Genomic DNA, 22068 nt, shown 5'->3' with positions numbered 1-22068 from the left:
AGACTTCCCGACACACCACCGCCAGTCTACGGGAGTGGGACCATGGCCGGATGACCGCCGTACCGGACCTCGTGACCGTCGTCGACCGCCTGCTCGCCGAGGACGGCGGGTGCGTCTGGAACCGGGCGCAGACCCACGCCTCACTCGCCCGGTACGCCGTCGAGGAGTCGTACGAACTCGTCGACGCCATCGACGACGGCGACCCGGCCGACGTCCGCGAGGAACTCGGCGACCTGCTCTACCAGGTGGTCCTGCACGCGGGGATCGCCGCCCGGGCGGGGGACTTCACGCTCGAGGATGTCGCCGCCGGGGTGCGGGACAAGATGACCAGGCGGCACCCGCACGTGTTCGGTGACGAGACGGCGGACACCGTCGAGGACGTCGTGCGGGTCTGGCGTGCGGCCAAGGCGTCCGAGAAGGCGAGCCGGCGGAGTGCGTTCGACGGGGTGCCGCGGGCGATGCCGCCGCTGGAGCGTGCGGTGAAGCTGTTGGAACGGCTGCAGGAGCGTGGGGACGCCGATGCGGTCGTCGCCTCCGTCGTCGGGGCCGGTTCCGGCGTCGGCCTGGAGGCCCGTGGTGCGTCCGCCGCGCTGGCGGCGGACGACGGGGTGGGCACGGCCGACCCCGTGTGGGGGCGAGCGGTGCTCGGGGAGATCGCGGCTGCGGCGGGGCTCGGGGTGGACCCGGTCGCGAGTCTGCGCGCCGCGGTGACGGAGCTCGAGGAGGCCGGTCGCGCTGTGGAGTGATCCCGGGTGCGCGAGGTCGCTCCGGGCTCGGAGGATCCGGGCTGGAGAGAACGGGCGCCCTCCCAACCCGAAAAAGAGAGGGCGCCCGTGAGCGGGCGTCGGCTCCACCAGGGAGAGGGGCCGACAGGGAAGCCCGCTCGAACCGCGGGACGCACTGCAGCACGTCGCCCCGCGAACGATCCGGAACGTGGATCAGGCACGATCCGGACCGAGGTTCTGCATGCAGTATGCCAGTGGATCGGAAGGCGCGCAAGCCGGGGCGGCCGTCTGCCAGAATTGGCCGCATGGCAACGACCGTGACGGCACCCCGTGGCATGCGTGACTTCCTCCCGGCGGACAAGGCCCGGCGCGAGCACGTGCTCGGTGTCGTGCGGGACGTCTACTCGCGGCACGGTTTCGACGAGATCGAGACCCCGGTGGTGGAGGACGCTGCGCGGCTGCACTCCGGGCTGGGTGGCGACAACGAGAAGCTGGCGTTCGCGGTGATGAAGCGCGGGCTGACCACCGAGGACCTGCAGGGCGCCGAGGCCCCGCTGGACCTCGCCGACCTCGGTCTGCGGTTCGACCTGACCGTTCCCCTCGCACGCTTCTACGCCTCGCACCGTGCGGAGCTGCCGTCGGTCTTCCGTTCCGTGCAGATCGCCCCGGTCTGGCGCGCTGAGCGCCCGCAGAAGGGCCGCTACCGCCAGTTCGTGCAGTGCGACATCGACATCCTGGGGGAGCCCGGGCAGCTCGCCGAGATCGAGCTCATCCGCGCGACGACGGCGGCCCTCGACGCCCTCGGTGTCAGTGGCACGACGATCCGGATCAACGACCGCCGGATCCTCCTGGCACTCCTCGCGTCGTGGGGGATCACCGAGCCCGCTGCTGCCGACCGCGCGCTCATCACGATCGACAAGCTCGACAAGATCGGCGCGGACGGCGTCGCGGCAGAGCTCCGCAGCACCGTGGGCGCCGACCTGCCCGGGCTCGAGGACACCATCCGCGCGCTCGAGGCCGCGGACTGGACGTCGGTCGAGGGCGCGCCGTGGCTGGACGCCGAGGCCTTCGCCGACCTGCTCCGCCTGCGCGAGGCGCTACCCGGGGCGGACCTGCGGTTCGACCCGACGCTCGTGCGCGGCATGGGCTACTACACGGGCACGATCTTCGAGGTCGCGCACCCCGACTTCGGCTACAGCCTCGGTGGCGGTGGCCGGTACGACGGCATGATCGGCCGGTTCCTCGGGCAGGACGTCCCCGCCGTCGGGTTCTCGCTCGGCTTCGAACGGCTCGTCGACCTGGTGACCCTGCCGGAGTCCGCCGAGGCCGACGCCGTCGTGCTCGTGTACGACAAGGACGTCGACCCGGTCCGGCTCGCCGCGCTGAAGTCCGAGGCGCTGGCGTCCCACCGGCGCGTCCGGCTCGAGCGCCGCACGAAGAACACGAAGAACCTGCTCGCCGGCCTCGCCGCGCAGGGCTTCACGGCATTCGCGACCGTCTCGGCCGACACCGCGTCGCTCGAGGGCGTCGCGTTCCGCCCGCTCGACTGAGCACCCAGTCCCCGTTCCAGCACGGACTCGTCCACAGGTCGGCGTCACGGCCGACGTCGTGTTCACCTCCGCTCGCTAGGATCGACACCGCAATCACCACAACCAATGTGTAGGGAGTACCCCGTGGCCCTGATCGATGCCGTAGGCGCACGCGAAGTCCTCGATTCCCGAGGCAACCCGACGGTCGAGGTCGAGGTCCTCCTCGACGACGGCGTCGTTTCCCGCGCGCTCGTCCCGTCCGGTGCATCCACCGGCGCGTTCGAGGCGTACGAGCTCCGCGACGGCGACGCCTCGCGCTACGGCGGCAAGGGCGTGCTCAAGGCCGTCGACGCCGTCCTCGACGAGATCGGCCCGGCGCTCGAGGGCTTCGACGCCACCGACCAGCGCCTCGTCGACGCCGCGCTCATCGAGCTCGACGGCACCGAGAACAAGTCCCGCCTCGGCGCGAACGCGATCCTCGGTGCCTCGCTCGCCGTCGCCCGTGCCGCAGCCGACTCGGTCGACCTGCCGCTGTTCCGCTACCTCGGCGGCCCGAACGCGCACACGCTGCCCGTCCCGCTGATGAACGTCGTCAACGGCGGTGCCCACGCGGACACCAACGTCGACATCCAGGAGTTCTTCCTGGTGCCGTACGGCGCCGAGTCCTTCTCCGAGGCACTCCGCTGGGGCGTCGAGACCTACCACGCCCTCAAGGGCGAGCTGAAGAAGCAGGGCCTGGCCACCGGCCTCGGCGACGAGGGTGGCTTCGCGCCGGAGCTCGCGTCGAACCGCGCCGCGCTCGACTTCCTGCTCACTGCGATCGAGAAGGCCGGCTACACGCCCGGCAAGGACATCGCCGTCGGCCTCGACGTCGCGTCCACCGAGTTCTTCTCGGACGGCAAGTACCAGTTCGAGGGCAAGCAGCTCTCGAGCCAGGAGTTCACCTCCTACTTCGCCGAGCTCGTCGCGAACTACCCCCTCGTCACCATCGAGGACCCGCTGGCCGAGGACGACTGGGAAGGCTGGTCGCACCTGACCGCCGAACTCGGCGACAAGGTCCAGATCGTCGGCGACGACCTGTTCGTCACGAACCCGAAGCGTCTGCAGCGGGGCATCGACGAGAAGGCCGCGAACTCGATCCTCGTCAAGGTCAACCAGATCGGCACGCTCACCGAGACCCTCGACGCGGTCTCGCTCGCGCACCGTCACGGCCTGACCTCGATCCTGTCGCACCGCTCCGGCGAGACCGAGGACACCACGATCGCGGACATCGCGGTCGCGGTCGACGGTGGTCAGATCAAGACCGGCGCCCCGGCCCGCTCGGACCGCGTCGCGAAGTACAACCAGCTGCTCCGCATCGAGGAAGAGCTCGGCGACGCCGCGGTGTACGCCGGCCGTTCGGCCTTCCCGCGCGCCGCTTCGCTGTAACCAGCCCGGCCAGCAGCACCCGCACCACCGAGACGCCGTCCTCCTCCACGAGGACGGCGTCTCGTCGTGTGTGCGGCCACGGAGTGCCGAGCGGTCAGCACGCGCCGTGCGGTCAGCACGTGCCGCGCGCGCTGCGTCGACTGGTCACGAGTCGTCGGCTGGCCCGGGCCCGGACGACAGGACGTGACCACCGGACGTGCGTCGGGCGGTGTGTGGTGACCACTCCGAGTGCGGGGCGGACGGACGGGCCGGAGCCGTGCCTCCCGGCTGCCTCGATCGGACCCGGACCCGCCCGCCGCCGGCGTCACGCCGTCGTGTCAGCCTGACGCCGCGAAGTCCGTGAGACGCCGTCGAATCCGGAGGCGTCTCGACGAGACGACGGCGTCTTCTGCTGGGTAGCACCGTGGGACGCGAGACGCTGAGAGGGCGCCGAACGGCCGCGTGCCGGGCTGCCCGACCGACCAGCCCGGGTTATCGTCGGACCGTGCCCAGCCAGAAGCCCCGCGTCCGCCGCGTCCCCGTGGCGATGCCCGACGGCAGCACGCCCGCGCACCCCTGGTACCGCTCGATCCACTTCTCCGGGTTCAGCCTGCTCATGCTCGCGATCATCGTGCTGTTCGTGGTGGTGCTCGCGCCGTCGCTCCGGACGCTCATCCAGCAGCAGGAGCAGATCGCCCAGCAGCAGCAGGAGGTCGCCAACCAGAAGGCCGACGTCACGCAGAAGAAGCAGGACGTCGCGCGCTGGGACGACCCGGCCTACATCGAGGCGCAGGCCCGCGACCGGCTGCTCTACGTGTACCCGGGCGAGGAGAGCTACCTCGTGATGGGCACCGAGGACAAGCGGGCCGCGAAGACCCCGACCACCGAATCCGGCACCCCCGTGAGCGCCAAGGTGCAGACCCCCAAGGTCGACTGGGTGCAGGCGATGCTCTCGTCGGTGCTGCAGTCCGGACTGACGGACGAGCGTGCTGCCGACCTCGTCGCCCCCGACGTCTCCGGTACGGGCGACAGCAAGTAGTCCGAGGCGCGGAGCCGTCCGGGCCGACGGTGCGCGGGGTTCCGCTTCTCCGGTAGGCTCACGTTCCCGTGACGACCCCTCCCTTCGACCCGCCCTCCGACCGCGACGTCCAGGTCGTGTCGGCGCAGCTCGGCCGACCGGCACGTGACGTCATCGGGATCGCGGCACGCTGCGTCTGTGGCAACCCCACCGTCGTCTCCACGAAGCCCCGGCTGTCGAACGGCACCCCGTTCCCGACGTTCTACTACCTGTGCCACCCCGCGGCCACCGCTGCGGTCAGCACCCTCGAGGCCAACCAGGTCATGCCCGAGCTGGCAGCCCTGCTCGAGGACCCCGCAGTCGCCGCGCAGTACCGCGCGGCCCACCAGGCCTACCTGGCCGACCGCGAGTCGATCGAACACGTCGACGAGATCGACGGCATCAGCGCCGGTGGCATGCCCACCCGCGTGAAGTGCCTGCACGCCCTCGTCGGACACGCCCTCGCCGCCGGACCCGGCGTCAACCCCATCGGCGACCTCGCGCTGGAGCGCGCGGACTGGTCGCCCTCCCGGTGCGTGTGCCGGGCGTATGATGACGGTGCAGACGCTGGAGTCGGGGCGGGTGGCGGCGAAGTCTGACCCGACTCCCGCACACCCCCATCCAAGGAGATCATTCCCCGTGCCCAAGATCCTCGTCGTCGGCGGCGGTTACGCCGGTTTCTACACCGCATGGAAGCTCGAGAAGCACCTTCGCCAGGGCGAAGCCGAGGTCGTCATGGTGGACCCGCTGCCGTACATGACGTACCAGCCGTTCCTGCCCGAGGTCGCCGCCGGTTCGATCGAGCCGCGTCACGCGGTCGTCGCGCACCGCCGTCACCTCAAGAAGACGCGCGTCGTCACGGCGAAGGTCACCAAGGTCGACCACGCCACCAAGACGGCGACGATCACCCCCACCGAGGGCGAGGCGTGGGAGGAGTCCTACGACCAGATCGTCATGACCGCCGGCGCGGTGTCCCGCACGTTCCCGATCCCGGGCGTCGCGGACGAGGCCATCGGCCTGAAGACCATCGAGGAAGCCGCGTCCATCCGTGACCGCATCCTCAGCAACTTCCACAAGGCGGCGAACCTGCCGGCCGGTCCCGAGCGCGACCGCCTGCTCACCGTCGTCGTCGTCGGTGGTGGCTTCGCCGGCATCGAGGTGTTCGCCGAGCTCCGCTCCTTCGTCACCGACCTGCTGAAGAGCCACCCGCAGCTGTCCTTCGACGACACGCACTTCCACCTGGTCGAGGCGATGGGCCGCATCATGCCCGAGGTCTCGCTCGAGACCTCGCACTGGGTGCTCAAGAACCTCGCCGAGCGCGGCGCGACCGTGCACCTCGAGACGCAGCTGGCCTCGGCCGTCGGCGGCGTCTGCGAGCTCAAGACGAGCGACGGCGCGATCGAGACGATCCCGTCCGACCTCATCATCTGGACCGCCGGCGTCATGGCGAACCCGATGGTCAAGGGCACCGACTTCCCGCTCGAGCAGCGCGGTCGCATCCGCGTGCAGCCCGACCTGCGCGTGGTCGACGACAACGGCGTGATCGCCGACGCATGGGCCTGCGGCGACGTCGCAGCCGTGCCGGACCTGACCGGGGGCGGTGTCGGCGGGTTCTGCGTGCCGAACGCCCAGCACGCCGTGCGCCAGGCCAAGCAGCTCGCGAAGAACGTCGTCGCGACCATCCGTGGCGAGGCGACGACCGACTACAAGCACGAGAACCTCGGTGCCGTCGCGGGCCTCGGCCTGGGCACCGGTGTGTTCCAGTCCGGCAAGTTCGCCATGAAGGGCTTCCTGGCCTGGGGCGCACACCGCGGCTACCACGGCCTGGCCATGCCGTCGTGGGAGCGCAAGTGGCGCGTCATCGGCGACTGGGTCGGTGGCTTCTTCCTGGGCCGCGACATCGTGTCGCTCGACGACCGCGAGACACCGCGTGCCGCGTTCGAGGCGTTCGCGTCCCGTCCGAAGCCCGCTGCCGAGGCCCCGGCTGCGCCCGCCGCAGCCCCCGCTCCGGAAGAGGGCAAGGTCGCCGGTGCCGCCGGCCCCGTCTACGGCGAGCCCGCGAAGGACGTCTCGAACGCCCCCGAGTCGGTGACGGCCCCGGCCGACGCCAAGTAGCACCGCTCGCCACGAAGGCGGTCACCCCGTGCGGGGTGACCGCCTTCGTGCATCGGTAGGCTGTTGCGGCCCGCCCCCGTGGCCCAATCGGTAGAGGCACGCGACTTAAAATCGCTGAGTTGTGGGTTCGAGTCCCACCGGGGGTACCGAAGACCGAGCACCCCGCGGAACCCGCGGAATCCGCGGAACCCGCACGACCAGTAGCATCGACGATCGTGGTCGGACTCGGAAGCGCACTCGCCAACCTGCAGAACGCCCTCCGCCGACCGGAGGCCCACGTCGAGGTCGTCGACGGCGAGAGCGTCCCGGTCGGCATGCTCCTCGGCACCCTCGGTGCGCTGCTCCTGGACGCCGGTAGCTCCGTCACCGACGTCCGGTCGGCGCTCGAGAAGGCCCGGGATGCCGCCGGGGTCGGACCGACGCTCGCGATCGGCGTCCTGCCCGCCCTGGTGATGGTGAGCGAGGTCTCCACCGGCGCCGCCACCATCGTCAACGCCGAGGGCATCGAACTGTCCTCACGCCAGGCGGCTCGTGCGAACCGCGTGGTGCTCGGGCTCGAGAGCGGCTCCATCGCCCTCGCCGAGATCCCCGCCCGCGTCCGGGCCATCCGCGCCGGCACCGTCCCGCCGCCCGCCCTGCCGTGGATCCTCGGCAACGCCCTGACCTCGGCCGGTCTGGCCGTCGTGTTCCGCTGCCCGTGGTGGGCGATCGTCCTGGCGCTCGTCGTCGGTGGGCTGGTCGGGGTGATCGGCCTGGTCCTCCGGCGCTTCCGCGAGGCCGTTGCGATCATCCCGTTCCTGGCCGCGTTCGTGTCGACGGCCATCGTCGGCCTCGTCGCCGCGGGTGCCGGGTTCGAGCAGGTCCCGCTCTTCGCCGTGTGCGCTCCGGTGGCGGTGTTCGTCCCCGGCGCCCTCATCACCAATGCCCTGCTCGAACTCACCGCCGCGGACATCGTCACCGGGTCGTCGCGACTGGTGCAGGGCCTCATCATGCTCGGCTTCATGGCCGCCGGCATCGCGTCGGGCAGTGCCCTGACCGGGCTGCACGTGGACCCGTCGTCCGCAGCGCTCGTGGGCGAGGTCGCGGGCGTCGGCACGGACCTGGCCGGCTGGGAGGCCGTGCCGGTCTACTGGGTCTCGTGGGTGGCGGTCGTGGTGCTCGCGGTCGGACTCGGCCTGGTGTTCCGGTCCGGGTGGCGCCTGACGCTCGTGTCGGTGGCGGTCATGGTCACCGCCTACGCCGTGGTGAGCGGGACGACGCCGCTCTGGGGCAGTGTCGTCGCGACCGGCGCCGCAGCGGCGCTGCTCTTCGTCGCGACACGGTTGCTCGAGCGGCTGGTGCCGGCGATCCCGGCGACGGTGTCGTTCTTCCCGGCGTTCCTGCTGCTCGTGCCGGGGACGGTCGGGCTGGTGGCGGTGGCCACCTTCGACCCCGAGGCGCTCGCCACTCCGCTCGCGACCTTCGTCAGCCTGTGCATCGGGACGAAGATCGGCGGGCTCCTGCCCGGCCTCTTCGCCCGCAACGCGCCGCGGCGCGCGGTGGACGCGACCGGCTGACGGACGGCAGGCGTGGGGCGGCGTCACCACGGGCCTCCAGGCCGTCGCCGTCCGAGCACCGTCGTGACGCGACCAGCGGACCCGGTCGGGAGGCCCGGCTCGTTTCAGACGCGCGCCGCGCGCCGCTCGGTGCGCAGCCAGACCAGGGCCGCGATCGCGGCCGCCACGCACGCTGCGGCGATCCCGACGAGCAGTACCGGGGCAGCGTGCGTCCCGGTGGTCCCCGAGTAGACGGCCGTGGTCAGCGCCACGGCGACCACCGCGAGCGCGACGTACCGACCGCGCGAAGCGGCGAGCAGCGCGCTGCCGGCGGACCCGGTGACGGGCAGCAGGGTCGCGACCACGGCACCGAGGCCGCCGACGCACAGCGTGATGGCGAACTCCGACCCGAGCGACACCCAGAAGCCCCCGCCGGCGAGCAGGCTGTGCAGTACCCAGCCGACCGCCGCGAGACCGAGCAGGGCCAGCACCCGCCAGGTCGCTCCCCGGGCGCTCGCGGCGATCCCGGTACCGAGGCGGAGCGGGCCGGTGCCCAGACCGGGCCTGCCCGACGGGACGAGGACGACGCCGACGATGAGGGCGGGGGAGAGGTCTGCCACGCGCGTGATGCCGCAGGCCACGAGCGCCGCGAGCACCAGCCACGGCGACACCCGGAAGCCGATGGTCCGGTGGTCGGTGCCCGCTGCCCACCGTGTGGCGAACACGACCGCGGCGGTCAGGACCGCGGTACCGGCGAGGACCGCGATCGCCAGACGGGCGTACCGGGCCTCGAGCTCGACACCGACGCCGAGCAGGGTGCAGAGGGCCGCGATGGACACCGCGATGGTGATGGATGCCCAGGTCGGCAGGACGTCGTCGCCCCGGGCACGGTCGGACCGGGAGCGGTTGCGGCCGAGGAGCCCGGCGAACGGCGACCGGAGACGGCCGCGGGCGACGGCGGCCACCAGCGCCAGCGGCGCGGCGATCAACAGGAGGAACCCGGCTGCGACGGCGGTGGCGACCAGGACGGTCCGCCACGAGAACGCGGCCTGGATGGTCGGGACGGTGCCGTCGTAGGAGGTCGCCGCGGTCCAGTCGCCGGCGGGGCCGGACCAGTCGGGGTGTCCTCCGGCGCTGCCGACGCCGGCCGGACTGCCGGTGCCGGAGCCACTGCCGCTGCCTGAGCCACCGCCGGCCGTGGGGCCGTTGCCACCGTTGCCGTGGTTGCCGCTGTTCGTTCCGGTTCCGGTTCCGGTGCCGCTGCCGGTGCCGGGCGTGCCAGCGCCGGGCGTGCCGTCGACGCCGGTGCCCGCCGTGCCGGGGGTGCCCGCCGTCGCGTCGGAGCCCGGCGTCGGCCCTCCGGGGCCCCCCGGGGTGTCCGTCGCGCCCGGGGTCGGTGTGCCGGTCGGCGCCGTCGTCGCGGATCCCGCCGTGACCCGCACGGCGGCCGAGGACCGGGAGTAGTTGCCCGCAGCGTCGTGCTGCGTCGCGGTGAGCCGGTGCTCGCCGGCGCGCAGGGTCGATCCCGCGGTGGAGCACGACCACGAGGCGTCCGTCCCCACCACCACGCCGCACACCGGAGCACGATCGACGTACACCGTCACGCGAGCGCCGGGCTCGCCGGTGCCGGTCACCGTCGTCGACCGGGTGCCGATCCGCTGGCCGTCGTCCGGCGTCGTGATGCGCGGGGCAGCCGGTGCGGTGCGGTCGACCGTGACCGTCACGGGCGCCGATGCCGCGCTCCGCAGGTCGGACCGGTAGCCGCGCGCGGTACTGGCCGTCTGCGAGGCGGTCACGGTGAACCGGCCGTCCGCTCGGGTGCCGAGTGCTGCGACCCACCGACCGTCCGGGCCGACCGGGGCGGTCTGCTCGGTCGTGGACCCGGACACCGACAGCGTCACCGTCGATCCGGGGAACCCGGTGCCGGACACGGTGCCGCCGGTGGGGCCGGCAGCCTGCAGGGTCGGCGGGACGATGACGTCCGAGGCCGGAGCGTTCGCGACGGGGAGTCCGGTGGCGACGAGGTCACGCACCGTGAAGACCTGCTGCGGGCCGGACCGGACGGTGCCGAGGCATGCCCAGGATCCGTCGGACCCCACCCGGGCCGTGCACCCGGACGAACCGGTCGCGGTCGGACCGGACACCCGGACGCTGTGCCCCGGCGTGCCGGTGCCGTGGAAGCGGGTGGTGCCCGTCGTGACGTCACCGGGATCCGCGATCGTGGGCCGCACGGCCGGACGCGTGGGGGTCGGCAACGGAGCGCCCGGTCGGCCCGTGCTCGGCGGCGCGATCTCGCTCGGATCGGGACTCGCCGTCGGCTCGGCCGTGGGCGGGGACGCGTCGGTGGGAGCCACGGCGGCTCGGGGTTCCGCAGCCGCGGCGGCCTGGGGCTCCGCAGTCACGGCGACCGCGACGGCCGGTGCTGCCGCGGCACCGAGGAGGGCCGCGACGAGGACCGTCGTCGCCGCTGCGAGCAGGGCGAAGCGGGGTCGACGACGAGGGCCGTCGCCCCCGACGGCCCCTTCGTCCACGTTGTCCCCGCGCGTGTTCACCGGACCCATCCCACGGGATCGAGCGCCTCTGGTCAATACACCTCGCGGATGAGGTTGCGGATCGGGCAGCAGTCCGAATGCGCGGTGTGCGTGACTCGGGAATCGGCCGTGAACACTGCTCAGCGAACGGAGCATGCAGACTGCATCGATAGACTTCACGACGGCCGTTCAGGCCATCGCAGCACCGCGGATCCCGACGCGCAAAGGAGTACGCCCGCATGGACACCGGACTCGTCACGACGCTCATCGTCGTCGGAGTGGTGGTGGTCGTCCTGGTGATCATCGGGATCTACCTCTGGGTGACGTACAACGCCCTCGTCACGCTCAAGGTGCGGGTCGACGAAGCCTGGAGCGACATCTCGGTGCAGCTGAAGCGCCGCGCCGACCTCATCCCCACGATCGTCGACACCGTCAAGGGGTACGCCACGCACGAGAAGGCGGTCTTCGACGACGTGACGAAGGCCCGCGCCGAGACCCTGTCGGCCGGTGACGCCGACACGGCCTCCGCTGCCGAGGGACACATGCAGAAGGCACTGAAGAGCGTCTTCGCGGTGGCCGAGGGGTACCCGCAGTTGCAGTCGAGCCAGAACTTCCTGCAGCTGCAGTCCGAGCTCGTCGACACCGAGGACAAGATCCAGGCCGCTCGACGGTTCTACAACGGTGGCGTGCGCGAGCTGAACACGAAGATCCGGGTGTTCCCGAACTCCACGTTCGCGAAGAACCGCGGCTTCACCGAGGCCACGTTCTTCGAGACGAACGAGCCGGCGGCCATCGCCGAGCCGCCGCGCGTCCAGTTCTGACCCCAGCGTCGGAGCCGACGTGTACAGCGCCATCGCGCGGAACAAGCGGAACACCGTCGTCATCGTCCTGGTGTTCCTGCTGATCATCGGTGCGCTCGGGTTCCTCGGCGGGTACCTCGCCGGGAACGTCTCGATCGGGTTCATCGTCCTGGCGGTCGCACTGGGCTACGCCGTGCTGCAGTACTTCCTGGCGGCACGACAGGCCACCGCCATCGCGGGTGGGATCGAGATCGACCGGGCCGCCGAGCCGCGACTCTGGCGCACCGTCGAGAACCTGGCCATCTCGACCGGCATGCCGATGCCCCGGGTGTTCGTCATCCCCGACCCCGCCCCGAACGCCTTCGCCACCGGGCGGGACCCCGAGCACGCGGTCGTCGCGGCGACGACCGGGCTGCTCGAGCTCATGGACGACCAGGAGCTGCAGGGCGTGATGGCGCACGAGCTCGGGCACGTCCGCAACTACGACATCCGGGTGTCCACGATGGTCTTCGGTCTCGTCGTGGCCGTCGGATTCATCGCCGACGTCCTGCTCCGCATCTCGGTCTTCAGCGGTCTGTCCGGCGGGCGGAACCGCAACTCGGACAACGGCGGCAGCGCCAACCCGGTCCTGTTGATCGCCGGCATCGCCGCCGTCGTCGTGGCCCCGATCGCCGCGGCGGGCGTGCAAGCCGCGGTGTCCCGGCAGCGCGAGTACCTGGCGGACGCGACGGGCGTGATGACCACGCGGTACCCCGAGGGCCTGGCGCGGGCGCTCGAGAAGCTCGGGGCGTACGGCCGTCCGGTGCAGACGCAGAACTCCTCGATGGCGCACCTGTGGATCGCCGACCCGATGCGCCCCGGGGTGATGGACCGGCTGTTCTCGACGCACCCGCCGCTGCCCGACCGCATCGCTCGTCTGCGCGCGAACGCCGAGCGGTTCTGACGGGTCAGCGAGCGTCACCAGCGTCGTCGACTGCCGCGTCCTGCTCGGCACGCGCGACCGGCTGAGCCGCATCCGTGTCGTCCGCGGACACGTGCGGCACCAGGGGGAGACCGAGCGCTCCGGCAACGGCAGGTGCTGCGGTGCCACGATCGGTCACCTCGATCGCCCCCAGGCCCTGCCAGCTCGCGGTCCGCCGCAGGGTCTCGGCGAGTCGCTCGGGGTCCAGGTGCTCGCCGGGTTCCTGCCACGCGGTCCGGACCCGGAGCACGCCCCGCTGCCGGTCGCTCTTCAGGTCGATCCGACCGACGAGCCGGTCGTCCTGCAGCACCGGGAGCACGTAGTAGCCGAACACCCGCTTCGGCGCCGGCGTGTAGATCTCGATCCGGTAGTGGAAGCCGTACATCCGCTCGGCCCGCCGTCGGAACCAGACGACCGGGTCGAAGGGGCTCAGCACCGCGTCCGCCGTCAGCTGCCGGGGTACCCGCGCATCGGCGTGGAGCCAGGCCCGCTCGCCCCAGCCCTCGACCCGCACCGGGACGAGTTCCCCGGCGGCGGCGAGTGCGGCGATCGCGGCGGCGGTGTCGTCGGAGCGCAGTCGGTAGTAGTCCGCGATGTCCGCTCGGGTGCCGACACCGAGCGCGCGCGATGCCCGACGCACGAGTTCGAGCACGGCGTCGGCGCGTGCCGGAGCGGTCTCGAGGAAGCCGTCGGGCAGCACCTGCTCGGGCAGGGCGTAGACGCGCTCGAACCCGGCGCGTCCGGCGCTGACCGCCTCGCCCCACCGGAACATCTGCTCGAGCCCGAGCTTCACGTCGCTCCACCCCCACCAGGGGCCACGTCGCACGTTCGACTCGTGCTCCACCGCGCTGGCGGGCATCGGCCCCTCGGCCCGCAGCAGGGCGTGCAGCTCGCGGCGGACGGCAGCGGTCCGGGTGACCCCGTCGATCCGGGTCGGTCCGGCGTCGCGCTCCCGCAGGGCGTCCATCCGCCACCGGAACAGCCGCAGGTCGTCGCGTGGGATGAACGCGGCCTCGTGCGCCCAGTACTCGGTGTACGGGCCGGACCGCCCGAGCGTCAGCCGGTCGAGCGTCGACCGGTCGTAGGTGCCGAGCCGGGCGAAGAGCGGCAGGTAGTGGCTGCGTTCGAACACGTTGACGGAGTCGATCTGCAGCAGCCCGAGCCGCCCGAACGCGGCGTTCACCGCACGTGTCGACACCGCGTCGGCGGGTGGTCGTCCGAACCCCTGTGCGGCGAGTGCGACCCGACGGGCCTCGGCGGCGGAGAGCGTCGACCTGGGCATGCGGCGACGCTACCGAAGGCCGCCGACACGAGGATCCATGCACGTATGCCGCATCTGGCACCTGACCGGAAGCACGTCGGTACAATCAGGCCATGGCATGGGGAAGCAAGCAGACTCATCCCGACCCCGTGGTCGAGGAATCGGTCCCGATCGGCGTCCGCATCGCCGGTGCGTGGTCGTGGCGAGCGCTCGTCGTCGTGGGTGTGATCGCCGTCTTCATCTGGCTGGTCACGGTCTTCAGCGAGATCCTCATCCCCTTCCTGGTCGGGATCGTCGTCTCGGCGCTCCTGGTGCCGATCTCGAACTGGCTGCAGCGCCACCACGTGCCGAAGTGGCTCGCGGTCGTCATGAGCCTGCTCGGCGGCGTCGCGGCCCTGGGTGCCCTGGTCTGGCTCGTCGTCGACCAGGTGATCGCGTCGTACCCGTCCCTGCGTGACCGGACGATCGACCAGTACGCCAACATCAAGGACTTCGTCCTGAACTCCGGGTTCGGCATCAGCCAGACCGACGTCAACGGCTGGCTCGACGACGGCACGAAGTGGCTGCAGGACAACTCCGCGTCGATCCTGTCCGGTGTCGCCAGTGCCGGGTCGGGTGCAACCCATGCGTTCGCAGCGCTCTTCATCACCCTGTTCACCACGATCTTCCTGCTGATCGACGGCAAGAACGTCTGGCGCTGGTCCGTCCGGCTGTTCCCGAAGAAGGCGCGCGCAGCGGTCGACGGCGCCGGTGTCGCCGGCTGGATCACCCTGACGAGCTTCATCCGGGTGCAGATCTTCGTCGCCTTCGTCGACGCGGTCGGCATCGGCCTGGGGTCCTTCATCGTCGGGCTCTTCTTCGGTGGCATGCCGCTCGTGATCCCGATCGCGGCCTTCGTCTTCCTCGGTGCCTTTATCCCGGTCGTCGGCGCCATCGTCACGGGCTTCTTGGCGGTGTTCGTCGCACTGATCTTCAACGGCCCCCTCGCCGCCGTCCTGGTCCTCGGCGTCGTGCTCCTCGTGCAGCAGATCGAGGGGCACATCCTGCAGCCCCTCGTCATGGGCAACGCGGTCAAGGTCCACCCGCTCGCGGTCGTCCTCGGCGTCACCGCGGCGTCGGGTCTCGCCGGCATCGCCGGAGCGTTCTTCGCCGTGCCGCTGATCGCGACGCTGAACGCCATGGTCACCACCATCGCGAGCGGCCGCTGGCGCCGGCTCGACTCCGACCACGTGCTCGAAGCGACGCCGAAGCGCGGGCAGCACGGCCAGATCCAGTTGCTCCGGCGGCGCCGGCACAAGGTCGGCGACGACGTCCCGGCCCCGGGTGTCGACGCTGGTCCCTCGGCCGAAGAAGGCACCGCCAGCACCAACTGAGCGTCACACGAGTTCGCCGCCGCGGCTCGGAACGACGATGATGGGGGAGTGACCGACACCAGCGCATCCCCGCACACGCTCACCGCGATCCCGACCCTCGCGGACATCGAGGCGGCGCGCGAGACCATCAAGGGCGTCGCGCGAGTCACCCCGATGGAGACGTCGCAGTTCCTCGCCGAACTGCTCGGGTCCCCGGTGCACCTGAAGTGCGAGAACCTGCAGCGCACCGGTGCGTACAAGGTGCGCGGTGCCTACAACCGGCTCTCCACCCTGTCCGCCGAACAGCGCGCCAAGGGCGTCGTCGCCGCCAGTGCCGGCAACCACGCGCAGGGCGTCGCGCTCGCTGCGCGCGAGCTCGGGATCCCCGCGACGATCTTCACGCCGGTCGGGGTCGCCCTGCCGAAGCTGCAGGCCACCCGCCACTACGGCGCCGACGTCGTGCTGCGGGGCCACTCCGTGGAAGAGGCGTTGAGCGCCGCGAAGGACTTCGCCGCCCACACCGGTGCCGTGTTCATCCCGCCGTTCGACCACCCGGCCGTCATCGCGGGGCAGGGCACGCTCGGCCTCGAGATCATCGATCAGGTGCCGGACGTCGACACCGTGGTGGTGCCGATCGGTGGCGGCGGTGTCATCTCCGGCATCGCACTCGCGGTCAAGGGCATGGCCGAACGGCTCGGTCGGCCGATCCGGGTGATCGGCGTGCAGGCCGAGAACGCCGCTGCCTACCCGTCGTCGATCCGCGCCGGTGAACCCGTCACGATCACCACGAAGCCGACCATCTCCGACGGCATCGCGGTGGCGCGGCCCGGCGACCTGAACTTCCCGATCATCCGCGACCTGGTCGACGACATCGTCACCGTCTCGGACGACGACACCGCCCGCGCCCTGCTCGTCCTGCTCGAGCGCGCCAAGCTCGTGGTCGAGGCCGCGGGGGCCGTCGGCGTCGCCGCGATCATGTCCGGCGCCGTCCGCGACACCGGCCGCACCGTGGTGCTGCTGAGCGGCGGCAACATCGACCCGCTGATGATGGAGCGCGTGATCACCCGCGGTCTCGTGGCAGCGTCCCGGTACATCGGGATCCGCATCATGCTGCCGGACCGCCCGGGCCAGCTGTCCCGCGTCGCCCAGGTCATCTCGGACGCCGGCGCGAACGTGGTCGAGGTGCTGCACACCCGCCACGGGCAGGGCCTGGTCATCAACGAGGTCGCGCTCGACCTGTCGATCGAGGCCCGCGGCCCCGAGCACGCGCAAGAGGTCATCCAGCGTCTGCACGAGGTCGGGTTCCGCCCCGAGCTCCTGGAGCACTAGTCCGCGACGGGCTGACGCGACGATGTCGCTGTCGTGCGACAGCGTTCATGTCGTTCCGCGTCCGCCCCGCGCCCTGGGCGCGACCAGCGGACAGACAGGAGGCCCGTGGCGGTGTCGCCACGGGCCTCCTGTCTGCAGTGGGCCGGGTCTACGGCTCGTAGCGCTCGATCTTGACGACCTCGACGGCGATCTCCTTGCCGTTCGGCGCCGTGTAGGTGGCCTTGTCGCCGGCCTTGAGGCCGACGATGGCCGCGCCGACGGGGCTGACCGGGCTGTAGACCGTCAGGTCCGAGCCCTCGGCCACGATCTCGCGGCTGCCGACCAGGAAGGTGGACTCGTCGCCGGCGATGACCGCCGTGACGACGGTGCCCGGCTCGACGGTGCCGTCGAACTCGGCTTCGCTGACGGTGGCGTGCTTGAGGAGCTCGGTGAGGACGCGGATGCGGGCCTCGATCTTGCCCTGCTCGTCCTTGGCGGCGTGGTAGCCGCCGTTCTCCTTGAGGTCGCCCTCTTCGCGAGCGGCCTCGATGCGGCGCGCGATCTCGGCACGGCCCTCGCCGCTCAGCTCGTCGAGCTCCGCCTTGAGACGGTCGTGCGCCTCCTGGGTCAGCCAGGTGACCTGCGTGTCGTTGCTCATGTTCTGTCCCTTCGACCATGAAAAAACGAGACCGGCCGAGTGGTCGGTCTCGAGAGGCGAATCAGGACAGTCTAGGGAATCCAGCAGTCGTGGATCAACCCGGTCACGCCCCGCGTCGTCGTGGTGACCTGCGTGGAGATGCTCCGACTGCGCTGTTCGGACGCCGGCACGATGATCTCCTTCCAGCCCACGATCGAGTAGCTCTTGTCGAGCACCTGGACGGCGCACTTCGCCTCGACGCCCGGATCGACGGACACCTGCGAGTGGACGACGGTGCTGTGCTCGGACAGGACCTCGTACCCGATGACGTCCTGGTCGAGGCCACGATCGGACTGGTCGAGCCCCGCCCAGATCACCCACGCCCCGAAGACCACGACGACCGCGATGGCCGCGACGATCGCGAAGAGGCGGCTGCGGCGCTTGCGGGCCGGGGTGCGGCCGTAGCGCTCGTCGAGCGTGGCGGTCTGGTGCTGTTCGGACAGTTCGGGGCTCCCGGGGTGGATATCCTGATCCCAGGGTAGTTCACGCGATGCTGTGCGCTGCCCGCGTCCGACGCCGCTCACCCGCAGTGAGGAACCCCACGTGCCCTACCGCCTGCTGGCAGTCCACGCCCACCCCGACGACGAGTCGAGCAAGGGTGCCGCGACCGCCGCGAAGTACGTGGCCGACGGGCACCAGGTGCTCGTCGTGTCCTGCACCGGCGGCGAGGCCGGCGACATCCTGAACGACCAGCTCGGCGAGCCGGCGACGAGCCGTGCGCACCGCGACATGGCCGGGTACCGCCGCACCGAGATGGCCGCGGCGCAGCAGGCACTCGGCATCGACCACCTGTGGCTCGGGTACCACGACTCGGGGTTGCCCGACGCCGAGAAGGGCGAGACGGTGCGGCCGGGCACGTTCTCGACGGTCCCGCTCGAGTACAGCACCGAGGCGCTGGTCCGCGTGATCCGCCGGTTCCGCCCCCACGTGCTCGTCACTTACGACGAGAACGGCGGCTACCCGCACCCCGACCACATCCGCACGCACGAGGTGTCGATGGCCGCGTGGTCCGCCGCCGCAGACCCGTCGGCGTACCCGACCGCCGGTGCACCCTGGTCGATCGCGAAGCTCTACTACGAGCGCACGATGAACCCCCGCCGCTTCAGCACGATCTTCGAAGCCCTGCAGGAGCGCGACCCGGACAGCCCCGCGGTCGAGCAGCTGCGCGAGTGGGTCGAGCGGTTCGCCGACCGGCCCGACCTCGCCACCACCCACGTGGACGTGCACGAGTACTTCGACCAGCGCGACGCCGCACTCCGCGCGCACGCCAGCCAGGTCGCCCCGGACAGCGCCTTCTTCTACTGGCCGAACGACCTCCTCGCGACGGTGTGGCCGACCGAGGACTACCAGCTCGTGGAGGCACGCGTGCCGACCGAGCTCCCGGAGACCGACCTGTTCGCCGGGATCCCAGCCGACAAGGAACCGACCTCGTGAGCACCATCGCGGCGGCACTCGCCGCCACCCCCAGTCCCAGCCCCTCGGTCGTCCCCGACGTCGACGTCACCCCGGGTGTCGTCGGGTTCATCGCGATCGCGCTCGTCGCCATCGTGACGATCCTGCTCGTCGTCGACATGACCCGGCGCATCCGCCGGACCCGCTACCGCGCCGAGGTGCGGGAGCGGCTCGAGGCCGAGGCGAACGGCACCGCGGGTGACGGCACCGCGACGGACGAGCCGGAGCGGCGTGCGGCCGAGGACGGCCGGGCCGACGTCGGCGACGACACCGAGCGCGGCTGACGCGGCCGGGTAGGGACTGGAGGCCCGTGGCGGCATCGCCACGGGCCTCCCGTCCGCCTTGTGCGCGCGCCGACCGGAACCGGGCGCGGGCGCACCAGGAACGTGCGACGGTCAGCGCACCGGGTCCAGCGCCACGATGAGCACGCCGACCCACTGCGCACCGAAGGCCACGACGGTCAGGGCGTGGAACACCTCGTGGAACCCGAACTGCGTCGGCACCGGGTTCGGCCGCTTGAAGCCGTAGACCAGCGCCCCGATGATGTACGCGACGCCGCCGGACAGGATGAGCACGGTCATCGGGACGCTCGCGGCGAAGAACTGCGGCAGCAGCGCCAGGGCAGCGCACCCGAGCACCAGGTAGATCGGCACGTACAGCCAGCGGGGCGCGTTGATCCAGAGCACGCGGAACGCGATGCCGAGCGCTGCGCCCGACCACATCACCCACAGCACGACGACCATCAGCGTGTGCGGCAGGGCGCAGATCGCGATGGGCGTGTAGGTGCCGGCGATGAGCAGCAGGATGTTCGTGTGGTCGATGCGCTTCAGCACGGCCTTCACCTTCGGCCCCCACGGGAACCGGTGGTAGGTCGCCGAGACGCCGAACATCGCCAGCGACGTCGCCATGAACACGGCACTGCCGACCTTCGCCGCGGTGCTGTCGGCGAGGGTGATCAGGACGACCCCCATCGCGATCGCGAACGGGAACGCGCCGAGGTGGATCCAGCCGCGCCAGGCGGGACGGGGCTCCAACGTGGGGGCCGTCGCCTCTTCCGTGAACGGGACGTGGGGGAGGGTGCCGGTCTCGTGCTCGTCCTGCATGGACCCGACCATAGGGCCTGATCCCGAACGACCGCCACGTGTCCGCAGAGCGGGCACCCCCAGGGCTCTCGTCCAGGTGGTGCACTACGCTCGGTGCGTGACCGGGACGGCGGGATGGACAGGGCGGGGGATCCTCTACCGCGCCTACCAGCGCCGGATCCGCCGCCAGCTCGAAGGGGCCGCGAAGCCCAAGCACGTCGCCATGATCGTGGACGGCAACCGCCGCTGGGCGAAGCAGCTCGGGCTCGAGTCCGCCGCACACGGCCACCGCGCCGGCGCCGCGAAGATCCCGGAGTTCCTGACCTGGTGCGACGACCTCGGCATCGAGGTCGTGACGCTCTACCTGCTGTCCGCCGACAACCTGACGGGTCGTGGCGGCGAAGAGCTCGAGGAACTCGTCGGGATCATCGCCGACCTCGCCGGGGTGCTGGCCGACAACCGTGACTGGCGCGTGCAGCACGTCGGCTCGAACGAGGGGCTGCCGGACAACCTGGTGACCGCGCTCGAACGGGCCGAGCAGCGCACCGCCGGACGCACGGGGCTGCACGTCAACCTGGCCGTCGGGTACGGGGGCCGTCGCGAGATCGCGGACGCCATGCGCAGCATCGTGCAGTCGCACGGCGCGGGTGGCGGCACCATCGACACCCTGGCCGAGGTGCTGACGCCGGAGCTCATCGGCGACCACCTGTACACGCAGGGCCAGCCGGACCCCGACCTGGTGATCCGGACCTCGGGCGAGCAGCGGCTGTCCGACTTCATGCTGTGGCAGAGCGCGCACAGCGAGTTCTACTTCGTCGAGGCGTTCTACCCGGACCTGCGCGAGGTCGACTTCCTCCGTGCGGTCCGCGACTTCGGGCTCCGCTCGCGTCGCTTCGGCGGCTGAGCGTCGCTTCGGCGGCTGAGTGCGGTCGGGTGCGGCTGGTCGCCCAGCCACCAGCCACCAGCCACCTGCCGCACCGGGTTCGTCGGCGGAGTCACGTCCCAGTAGGCTCTCAGGGTTCAACCCTGTGAAAGGTGCACCACCTGTGAACATCGACGAGTACGCCGCCGGCTTCTCCGAAGACCCCGGTTACCTCGACCACGCTGCGTTCGGCCCCGTGCAGACCGCCGTGCTCGAGGAGCAGCGTGTGCTCGGCACGATCCAGGCTCACATGCGGTTCGGCGCGATGGAGACCCTCGACGAGCAGGACGCCCGCGTCCGCGCCGTCGCCGCGCGGCTGGTCGGCCGCCGCGAGGACCAGGTCGTCTCGCAGGCCGCCACGACCCCCGGCCTGCTGCACACCGCCTTCGGCCTGACCGGGGGTGTGCTCGTGTCCGCCGACGAGTACCCGTCGCTGCCGCTCGCACTGGCCAGCGCCGCGTCGGCCACCGGAGGACGGGTGCAGCCCGTCGTCATCGAGTCGGGTGCCGGCTGGGTGACACCGGAGCTGATCCGTGAGCGCCTGACCGACGAGGTGACCGCCGTCGCGGTGTCGCTGGTCGACTGGCGCACCGGCTACCTGACCGACCTCGCCGCCATCCGCGAGGTCATCGGCGACCGCCTGCTCATCGTCGACGCCATCCAGGGTTTCGGTGTCGTCGACGCCCCGTACGAGGTCGCCGACGTGGTCGCCACCGGCGGGCAGAAGTGGTTGCACGCCGGGTGGGGCACCGGCTTCGTTGCGTTCAGCGACCGCGCCCTGAACCGGATCCGTCCGGCGCTGTCCGGTCCGCACGGCACGTCCGGCTGGCCGACCGAGGTCCCCGCCGTCCGTCCAGCAGCCGCAGGCTTCCAGATGTCCCGCATCGACCCGGTCGCGCAGGCCCGGCTCGCGGTGTCGCTCGAGCGCCTCACCGCCGTCGGTGTCGCCGCCGTGCAGGAGCGAGTCGCCGACCGCGTCGAGCGCGTCTTCGCGATCGCCGACGAGTTCGGGCTCGAGGTCGAGTCCAGCCGCGACCCGGCAGAGCGCGCCGGCATCGTGGTGCTCCGGCCGACGCAGGGGCGAGTGACCGCCCTGTCCGCGGCGATGCACAACCACGGCGTCACCGCGACCACGCGGCTCGGGGTCGCGCGCGTGTCGGTGTTCCCGTCGACCACCGACGAGACCCTCGACATGTTCCGCGACGCCTGCGTCTCGTACGCCACCATGCAGTAGCAGCGGCGGGCTGCGGGTTCGCGGTCCGCGCGCGGTCACGACACCCCGCTCACGTCCGCCGGGTGGTCACCACCTGTCGGCTGGCGCCGCAGCGGCCGAC

The 22068-nt window shown here is 71.6% G+C and carries 20 protein-coding genes and 1 tRNA gene; 16 read left to right on the top strand and 5 right to left on the bottom strand.

Annotated features, from left to right (window positions below; translation table 11 throughout):
* The first annotated feature begins 50 nt into the window (after positions 1-50).
* From QRN30_RS06865 to QRN30_RS06830, 8 genes are all read left to right on the top strand, one after another.
* Positions 51-746, top strand: a complete 696-nt coding sequence (locus QRN30_RS06865) for a MazG family protein (RefSeq protein ID WP_214532965.1) — start codon at positions 51-53, stop codon at positions 744-746.
* Positions 747-1030: 284 nt separating this feature from the next.
* A complete protein-coding gene (gene hisS, locus QRN30_RS06860; protein ID WP_274007017.1) occupies positions 1031-2275 on the top strand; it encodes a histidine--tRNA ligase in 1245 nt (414 codons plus the stop codon).
* A 123-nt stretch (positions 2276-2398) separates the two neighbouring features.
* Positions 2399-3682 carry a phosphopyruvate hydratase gene (eno, locus tag QRN30_RS06855; protein WP_027464494.1) on the top strand — a complete coding sequence of 428 codons (1284 nt, stop codon included), beginning with the start codon at positions 2399-2401 and terminating at the stop codon, positions 3680-3682.
* A gap of 484 nt (positions 3683-4166) precedes the next feature.
* Positions 4167-4700 carry an FtsB family cell division protein gene (locus tag QRN30_RS06850; protein WP_017886748.1) on the top strand — a complete coding sequence of 178 codons (534 nt, stop codon included), beginning with the start codon at positions 4167-4169 and terminating at the stop codon, positions 4698-4700.
* 68 nt (positions 4701-4768) lie between these two features.
* Positions 4769-5317, top strand: a complete 549-nt coding sequence (locus tag QRN30_RS06845; RefSeq protein ID WP_042537715.1) for a DUF501 domain-containing protein — start codon at positions 4769-4771, stop codon at positions 5315-5317.
* A 40-nt stretch (positions 5318-5357) separates the two neighbouring features.
* The gene (locus QRN30_RS06840) at positions 5358-6833 is read left to right on the top strand and encodes an NAD(P)/FAD-dependent oxidoreductase (protein ID WP_140448412.1); all 1476 of its coding nucleotides are present in this window, start codon (positions 5358-5360) and stop codon (positions 6831-6833) included.
* A gap of 72 nt (positions 6834-6905) precedes the next feature.
* A tRNA-Leu gene (locus QRN30_RS06835) sits at positions 6906-6979 on the top strand.
* 69 nt (positions 6980-7048) lie between these two features.
* Positions 7049-8389: a threonine/serine exporter family protein gene (locus QRN30_RS06830; RefSeq protein WP_017886745.1), complete on the top strand. Its 1341-nt coding sequence runs from the start codon at positions 7049-7051 to the stop codon at positions 8387-8389.
* Between the two features lie 104 nt (positions 8390-8493).
* Here QRN30_RS06830 and QRN30_RS06825 read toward each other — a convergent pair whose 3' ends face one another.
* Positions 8494-10920: an Ig-like domain-containing protein gene (locus QRN30_RS06825; protein ID WP_214518686.1), complete on the bottom strand. Its 2427-nt coding sequence runs from the start codon at positions 10918-10920 to the stop codon at positions 8494-8496.
* A gap of 218 nt (positions 10921-11138) precedes the next feature.
* On the opposite strand from QRN30_RS06825, the gene QRN30_RS06820 reads away from it, so the two are divergent.
* Together QRN30_RS06820 and QRN30_RS06815 are read left to right on the top strand one after the other, a co-directional pair.
* Positions 11139-11720 (top strand): LemA family protein, encoded by a 582-nt coding sequence (locus QRN30_RS06820; RefSeq protein ID WP_056072837.1) that lies wholly within the window; start codon positions 11139-11141, stop codon positions 11718-11720.
* Positions 11721-11739: 19 nt separating this feature from the next.
* Complete coding sequence (locus QRN30_RS06815) at positions 11740-12642, top strand: M48 family metalloprotease (RefSeq protein ID WP_140448414.1); 903 nt, start codon at positions 11740-11742, stop codon at positions 12640-12642.
* Between the two features lie 4 nt (positions 12643-12646).
* Here the strand turns inward: QRN30_RS06815 and QRN30_RS06810 are convergent, their stop codons facing one another.
* On the bottom strand, positions 12647-13942 hold the full coding sequence (locus QRN30_RS06810; protein ID WP_042537712.1) for a winged helix-turn-helix domain-containing protein: 1296 nt from the start codon (positions 13940-13942) through the stop codon (positions 12647-12649).
* A gap of 92 nt (positions 13943-14034) precedes the next feature.
* Between QRN30_RS06810 and QRN30_RS06805 the strand changes: the two genes are divergently transcribed.
* Both QRN30_RS06805 and ilvA read left to right on the top strand, forming a co-directional pair.
* Positions 14035-15294 carry an AI-2E family transporter gene (locus tag QRN30_RS06805; protein ID WP_042537710.1) on the top strand — a complete coding sequence of 420 codons (1260 nt, stop codon included), beginning with the start codon at positions 14035-14037 and terminating at the stop codon, positions 15292-15294.
* Between the two features lie 48 nt (positions 15295-15342).
* Positions 15343-16602, top strand: coding sequence for a threonine ammonia-lyase (gene ilvA, locus QRN30_RS06800; protein WP_017886740.1), 1260 nt, complete (start codon positions 15343-15345; stop codon positions 16600-16602).
* A 148-nt stretch (positions 16603-16750) separates the two neighbouring features.
* On the opposite strand, the gene greA is transcribed toward ilvA, so the two are convergent.
* Together greA and QRN30_RS06790 are read right to left on the bottom strand one after the other, a co-directional pair.
* Positions 16751-17239: a transcription elongation factor GreA gene (greA, locus tag QRN30_RS06795; protein ID WP_017886739.1), complete on the bottom strand. Its 489-nt coding sequence runs from the start codon at positions 17237-17239 to the stop codon at positions 16751-16753.
* A 71-nt stretch (positions 17240-17310) separates the two neighbouring features.
* Positions 17311-17802, bottom strand: a complete 492-nt coding sequence (locus tag QRN30_RS06790; protein WP_284760706.1) for a DUF4307 domain-containing protein — start codon at positions 17800-17802, stop codon at positions 17311-17313.
* A gap of 19 nt (positions 17803-17821) precedes the next feature.
* Here QRN30_RS06790 and mca point away from each other — a divergent pair, with 19 nt between their 5' ends.
* Both mca and QRN30_RS06780 read left to right on the top strand, forming a co-directional pair.
* Complete coding sequence (gene mca / locus QRN30_RS06785; protein ID WP_139179747.1) at positions 17822-18712, top strand: mycothiol conjugate amidase Mca; 891 nt, start codon at positions 17822-17824, stop codon at positions 18710-18712.
* Entirely contained in the window at positions 18709-19014 is a 306-nt protein-coding gene (locus tag QRN30_RS06780) for a hypothetical protein (RefSeq protein WP_017886736.1), read from the top strand. Before mca ends, QRN30_RS06780 begins: the two co-directional genes overlap by 4 nt.
* Positions 19015-19125: 111 nt before the next feature.
* Here the strand turns inward: QRN30_RS06780 and trhA are convergent, their stop codons facing one another.
* Positions 19126-19833: a PAQR family membrane homeostasis protein TrhA gene (trhA, locus tag QRN30_RS06775; RefSeq protein WP_284760703.1), complete on the bottom strand. Its 708-nt coding sequence runs from the start codon at positions 19831-19833 to the stop codon at positions 19126-19128.
* 97 nt (positions 19834-19930) lie between these two features.
* On the opposite strand from trhA, the gene QRN30_RS06770 reads away from it, so the two are divergent.
* Both QRN30_RS06770 and QRN30_RS06765 read left to right on the top strand, forming a co-directional pair.
* Positions 19931-20716, top strand: a complete 786-nt coding sequence (locus QRN30_RS06770) for an isoprenyl transferase (RefSeq protein ID WP_031259495.1) — start codon at positions 19931-19933, stop codon at positions 20714-20716.
* 142 nt (positions 20717-20858) lie between these two features.
* Entirely contained in the window at positions 20859-21968 is a 1110-nt protein-coding gene (locus QRN30_RS06765; protein WP_042537708.1) for an aminotransferase class V-fold PLP-dependent enzyme, read from the top strand.
* Positions 21969-22068: the final 100 nt, after the last annotated feature.

Source organism: Curtobacterium sp. MEB011, assembly GCF_030209655.1.
Taxonomy (GTDB): Bacteria; Actinomycetota; Actinomycetes; order Actinomycetales; family Microbacteriaceae; genus Curtobacterium; species Curtobacterium poinsettiae.
Note: the sequence above shows the minus strand (reverse complement) of the source record. Positions and strands in the feature narration are given on the sequence as shown.

What these genes read in the sequence shown, in the direction of transcription:
- greA (WP_017886739.1), bottom strand. Translation starts at nt 17,239, where the DNA reads ATGAGCAACGACACGCAGGTCACCTGGCTGACCCAGGAGGCGCACGAC.
- QRN30_RS06805 (WP_042537710.1), top strand. Translation starts at nt 14,035, where the DNA reads ATGGCATGGGGAAGCAAGCAGACTCATCCCGACCCCGTGGTCGAGGAA.
- QRN30_RS06810 (WP_042537712.1), bottom strand. Translation starts at nt 13,942, where the DNA reads ATGCCCAGGTCGACGCTCTCCGCCGCCGAGGCCCGTCGGGTCGCACTC.
- QRN30_RS06865 (WP_214532965.1), top strand. Translation starts at nt 51, where the DNA reads ATGACCGCCGTACCGGACCTCGTGACCGTCGTCGACCGCCTGCTCGCC.
- QRN30_RS06820 (WP_056072837.1), top strand. Translation starts at nt 11,139, where the DNA reads ATGGACACCGGACTCGTCACGACGCTCATCGTCGTCGGAGTGGTGGTG.
- trhA (WP_284760703.1), bottom strand. Translation starts at nt 19,833, where the DNA reads ATGCAGGACGAGCACGAGACCGGCACCCTCCCCCACGTCCCGTTCACG.
- hisS (WP_274007017.1), top strand. Translation starts at nt 1,031, where the DNA reads ATGGCAACGACCGTGACGGCACCCCGTGGCATGCGTGACTTCCTCCCG.